This window comes from Nocardioides sp. CPCC 206348 (assembly GCF_048654705.1).
In the GTDB taxonomy this organism is placed as follows: Bacteria; Actinomycetota; Actinomycetes; order Propionibacteriales; family Nocardioidaceae; genus Nocardioides.
On the sequence record NZ_JBMCZA010000243.1, the window covers coordinates 8,331 to 12,871 of the forward strand.

Consider the following 4,541-nt stretch of genomic DNA (forward strand, 5'->3'; position numbering starts at 1 on the left):
GATCGTGTTCGCGAGGACCGACCCCGATGCGGGCTCGCGCGGCTACAGCCTCTTCGTCGTCGAGCGCGACGACCCGGGCTTCTCCCGGGGACGCAAGCTCGACAAGGTCGGCCTCGCCGGTCAGGACACCGCGGAGCTGGTGTTCGAGGACGTGCGCGTCGCTCCGGAGAACGTGCTGGGCGAGATCGGTGAGGGCCTGATCTACCTGATGCAGCGCCTGCCCAAGGAGCGGCTCTCGCTGGCGGCGCAGGCGCTCGCCGGCGCCGAGGCGGCGTTGGCGTGGACCGAGGACTACGTCTTCGAGCGCGAGGCGTTCGGCAAGCGGATCGGTGACCTGCAGGCCACCCGGTTCGAGCTGGCCGAGATCGAGACCGAGGTCGAGATGACCCGTGCCTACATCCAGAACGCCGCGCTGGCGCTGAATGACCACACGCTCACCGCGGCCGAGGCGTCGAAGGCGAAGCTGTGGGCGACCGAGATGCAGGTCCGGGTGACGTCGCGTTGCCTGCAGCTGTTCGGGGGCTACGGCTACATGAACGAGTACCCGATCGGTCGGGCCTTCCGTGACTGCCGGGTGCAGACGATCTACGGCGGCACCAGCCAGATCATGAAGGAGATCATCGGCCGCGACATCGCCGGCCGCTACCCGAAGGAGGCCGGCCGATGAAGCTGGGCATGATCATCGACTACGCCGGAGGATTCGACGAGAGCGTCGAACTGATCCAGGCGTACGAGCAGGTCGGCCTCGAGATGGTGGCGATCCCGGAGGCCTACTCCTTCGACGCCGTCAGTCAGCTGGGCTTCGTCGCGGCGAAGACCGAGAAGGTCGAGCTGATGTCAGCCATCCTGCAGGTCTACTCCCGGACCCCCGCCCTGACCGCGATGACCGCGGCCGGCCTCGACTTCGTGTCGGGTGGCCGGTTCACGCTCGGCCTCGGCGCCAGTGGCCCCCAGGTCGTGGAGGGCTTCCACGGCATCAAGTACGACGCCCCGTTGGGTCGCACGCGCGAGGCGGTCGAGATCTGCCGCAAGGTCTGGCGACGCGAACCGCTCGACCACGACGGCAAGTACTACCGGATGCCGCTCACCAAGGAGCACGGTGGTTCGGGCCTGGGCAAGCCGCTCAAGCTCATCAACCACCCGCTGCGGGCCGACATCCCGGTCTCGATTGCCGCACTGGGCTTGAAGAACGTCGAGCTGGTCGCGGAGATCTCCCAGGGCTGGCAGCCGTTGTTCTTCCACCCGCTCAAGGCGCAGCAGGCGTGGGGCGAGTCCCTGGCGGCCGGTTTCGCGAAGCGCGATCCCGCGCTCGGCGAGCTCGACATCCAGCTCCAGGTCAGCTTCCACGTCGGCGAGCCGACGCCGGAGATCACGGCCGCGGTGCGCAACCAGCTGGCGCTGTACATCGGCGGCATGGGTGCGCGGGACAAGAACTTCTACAACCAGCTCGCCTGCCGCTACGGCTACGAGGCGGAGGCCAGGGACATCCAGGACCTCTACCTGTCGGGCAGGAAGGCCGAGGCGGCAGCCGTCGTACCCCAGGACCTGGTGGAGGCGGTGACGCTGATGGGTGACGAGGACTCGCTGCGCCGCCAGCTCGCGGAGTTCCGCGAGGCCGGTGTGCGGACCCTGTTGGTCAACCCGATGGCCGCGACGCCGGCCGACCGGGTGGACCACGTCGGCCGGCTCGCCGGCTTGCTCGCCGAGGACCGCACGGCGGGCGTCGAGTCGGCGCCAGACACCTCGAAGTCCTTCTGATTCGCACTACGGATCAGCAGGTCTGGGTTCGAATCGCTACCGGCGCAGATCGACTCACCGCGAAAGCCCACGTCATTCGGCGTGGGCTTTCTGCCTGCATGACCTGATCAGCTGGCGTCGGTGACCAGGGTGACCGAGCCGGGTTGCGTGATCTCGCCGCAGGCCCGGCAAGCCACGGCAGCGTGGAAGGTCTCGCCGCAGGTGTGCGTGAACACCATGGGCGGCCCGCCCGGGGGCGCGACGTACTGGTCCCCCCACTCGCGCAGCGTGGCGATGATCGGACGCAAGGCCTCGCCGGCCCCGGTGAGGTGGTACTCGAACCGCGGCGGTCGGTCCTGGTACTGGGTCCGGTGCACGAGGCCAGCGTCCTCGAGCTTGCGCAGCCGGTTGGTCAGGATGTCGCGCGGCGCTCCGGTGTAGCGGACGAACTCGTCGAAGCGGTGGTTGCCGAGGACCATCTCGCGTACGGCCAGCAGGGTCCACTTCTCGCCCACGAGCTCGAGGGTGCGGGCGATCGAGCAGGGGCGTACGTCGGTGGACATGCCGCCAGTCTAAGTGGGTTGGAAGTCACAACCAAGTTAGTTGGAAAAACCAACTGACTGGCCTACGGTGGGGGCACCAGTCGCCCAACGAAGGGATCCACCATGTCGTCAGCCGTCATCGTCGACGCCGTCCGCACCCCGGTTGCCAAGGGCAAGCCCGGTGGCGCCTACGCCGACATCCACCCCGTCGACCTGCATGCCGTCCCGCTGCGCGCCCTCGTGGAGCGCACCGGCATCGACCCCGTCGTCGTCGACGACGTCATCAGTGGTGCCGTCGGCCAGGTCGGCGAGCAGTCGGGCAACACCGCGCGGTGGGCACTGCTGGCAGCCGGCTACCCCGAGTCGGTGCCCGGCGTGACCGTCGACCGCCAGTGCGGCTCGAGCCAGCAGGCCCTGCACTTCGCGGCCCAGGGCGTCATCGCCGGTGCGTACGACGTCGCCGTCGCCTCCGGTGCGGAGTCCATGTCGCGCGTCCCGATCGGCTCGCAGACCCTCGGGGCGGACTTCGCCGGCCCGGCGGTGGCGGCCCGCTACGCGCCTTCGCTGATCCCGCAGGGCATCGCGGCCGAGCGGATCGCGGCGCGCTGGGGCTTCTCGCGCACCCAGCTCGACGAGTTCGCTGCGCTCTCCCACGACCGGGCCACCCGGGCATGGAAGGACGGCCTGTTCGACGGCGAGATCGCACGCGTCAATGACCTCGCGATCGACGAGACGATCCGCTCGTCCACGACCACCGAGGGCCTGGCGGGCCTTCGCCTCGCGTTCGCCGACGACGTGTGGACCGAGCGCTTCCCCGAGATCGACTGGAAGGTCACGGCCGGCAACAGCTCGCCGGTCAACGACGGCGCGGCCGCTCTCCTGGTCACCTCGGAGGAGGCCGCGGCGAGGCTGGGGCTCACGCCCCGGGCGCGGGTCCACTCGTTCGCCGTGGCCGGCGACGACCCGCTCTTCATGCTGACCGGCATCATCCCCGCCACCCGCAAGGTGCTCGAGCGAGCCGGCCTGACCATCGACGACATCGACGCCTTCGAGGTCAACGAGGCGTTCTCCTCGGTCGTGCTCGCCTGGCAGGCCGAGACCGGCGCCAGCCTCGACAAGGTCAACGTCAACGGCGGCGCGATCGCGATCGGTCACCCGCTCGGCGGCTCCGGCGCACGCCTGACCACCACCCTGCTCAACGTGCTCGAGCAGCGCGAGGGCCGCTTCGGCCTGCAGGTCATGTGCGAGGCCGGCGGTCTCGCCAACGCCACCATCATCGAGAGGATCTGACATGCCGATCACCGACGTCGTCCTGGTCACCGGCGCGAACGGGGGACTGGGCACCGAGTTCGTGCACCAGGCCCTCGCCCGCGGCGCGACGAAGGTCTATGCGAGTGCCCGCAACCCGAAGGACTGGGCGGACGAGCGCGTCGTACCGCTCGCCCTCGACGTCACGGACCCCGCGTCCGTGTCCGCCGCGGTCGCTGCCGCGCCGGACGTGACACTCGTCGTCAACAACGCCGGGGCGTCGAACGGAGCCTCCGTGCTCGGGTCGCCGGACGCGCTGCGCGACCTCTTCGAGGTCAACTTCTTCGCTCCCCTGGCGATCGCGGACGCCTTCGCTCCCACCTTGGCCGCGAACGGCGGCGGAGCGCTGCTCAACGTGCTGTCCGTGCTGTCGTGGATCGGCATCGGCGACGGCTACAGCGCCACCAAGGCGGCGCTCTGGTCGGCGACGAACACGCAGCGCCTCCAGCTGGCCGCGAACGGGACGCTCGTCACGGCCCTGCACCTGGGCTACACCGACACCCCGATGACAGCTGGTCTCGACGTCGAGAAGAACGATCCGGCCGACGTCGTCGCCCAGGCGTACGACGGCCTGCTGGCCGGCGCCCACGAGGTGCTCGCCGACGACGTCTCCCGGCAGGTCAAGCAGGCGCTGGCGGGACCGCTCGAGCAGCTGTACCCCCAGCTCTCCGGTTCATGATCGATCCGGGCGCTGGTCGTAGTCCTCGCGGGCGCGCAGGACCAGCTCGATGTGTTCCTCGGCCCAGCGCCCGAGCGCGGCGAGGGGACCCTGCAGGGTCTGACCGAGGGCGGTGAGCTCGTACTCCACGCGTGGTGGCATCTCGTTGTACATGGTGCGGGTGAGGATCCCGTCGCGCTCGAGGTCGCGCAGGGTCTCGGTGAGGACCTTGCCGCTGATGCCGTCGACGGTCTCGCGGAGCGCGCCGAACCGGAGCGGCCCGTCGTTGAGCGCGA

Annotated in this window: 6 protein-coding genes; 4 read left to right on the top strand and 2 right to left on the bottom strand. The window is 69.8% G+C overall.

The window, feature by feature from the left end; genetic code table 11:
- Both ACOADB_RS28380 and ACOADB_RS28385 read left to right on the top strand, forming a co-directional pair.
- Nucleotides 1-667, top strand: a 667-nt coding sequence (locus ACOADB_RS28380; RefSeq protein ID WP_378607103.1) for an acyl-CoA dehydrogenase family protein, incomplete at its 5' end; no start/stop codon positions are given.
- Nucleotides 664-1,758, top strand: coding sequence for an LLM class F420-dependent oxidoreductase (locus ACOADB_RS28385; RefSeq protein WP_378607106.1), 1,095 nt, complete (start codon nucleotides 664-666; stop codon nucleotides 1,756-1,758). The genes ACOADB_RS28380 and ACOADB_RS28385, both read left to right, overlap by 4 nt.
- A 107-nt stretch (nucleotides 1,759-1,865) precedes the next feature.
- On the opposite strand, the gene ACOADB_RS28390 is transcribed toward ACOADB_RS28385, so the two are convergent.
- Nucleotides 1,866-2,300 carry a winged helix-turn-helix transcriptional regulator gene (locus tag ACOADB_RS28390; protein WP_378607109.1) on the bottom strand — a complete coding sequence of 145 codons (435 nt, stop codon included), beginning with the start codon at nucleotides 2,298-2,300 and terminating at the stop codon, nucleotides 1,866-1,868.
- 102 nt (nucleotides 2,301-2,402) lie between these two features.
- Here ACOADB_RS28390 and ACOADB_RS28395 point away from each other — a divergent pair, with 102 nt between their 5' ends.
- Both ACOADB_RS28395 and ACOADB_RS28400 read left to right on the top strand, forming a co-directional pair.
- A complete protein-coding gene (locus ACOADB_RS28395; protein ID WP_378607112.1) occupies nucleotides 2,403-3,569 on the top strand; it encodes a thiolase family protein in 1,167 nt (388 codons plus the stop codon).
- 1 nt (nucleotide 3,570) lies between these two features.
- Complete coding sequence (locus ACOADB_RS28400) at nucleotides 3,571-4,266, top strand: SDR family oxidoreductase (protein WP_378607115.1); 696 nt, start codon at nucleotides 3,571-3,573, stop codon at nucleotides 4,264-4,266.
- On the opposite strand, the gene ACOADB_RS28405 is transcribed toward ACOADB_RS28400, so the two are convergent.
- A partial coding sequence (locus ACOADB_RS28405; RefSeq protein ID WP_378607118.1) for a winged helix-turn-helix transcriptional regulator occupies nucleotides 4,261-4,541 on the bottom strand: 281 nt, incomplete at its 5' end. The two genes, ACOADB_RS28400 and ACOADB_RS28405, sit on opposite strands and share 6 nt — an antisense overlap.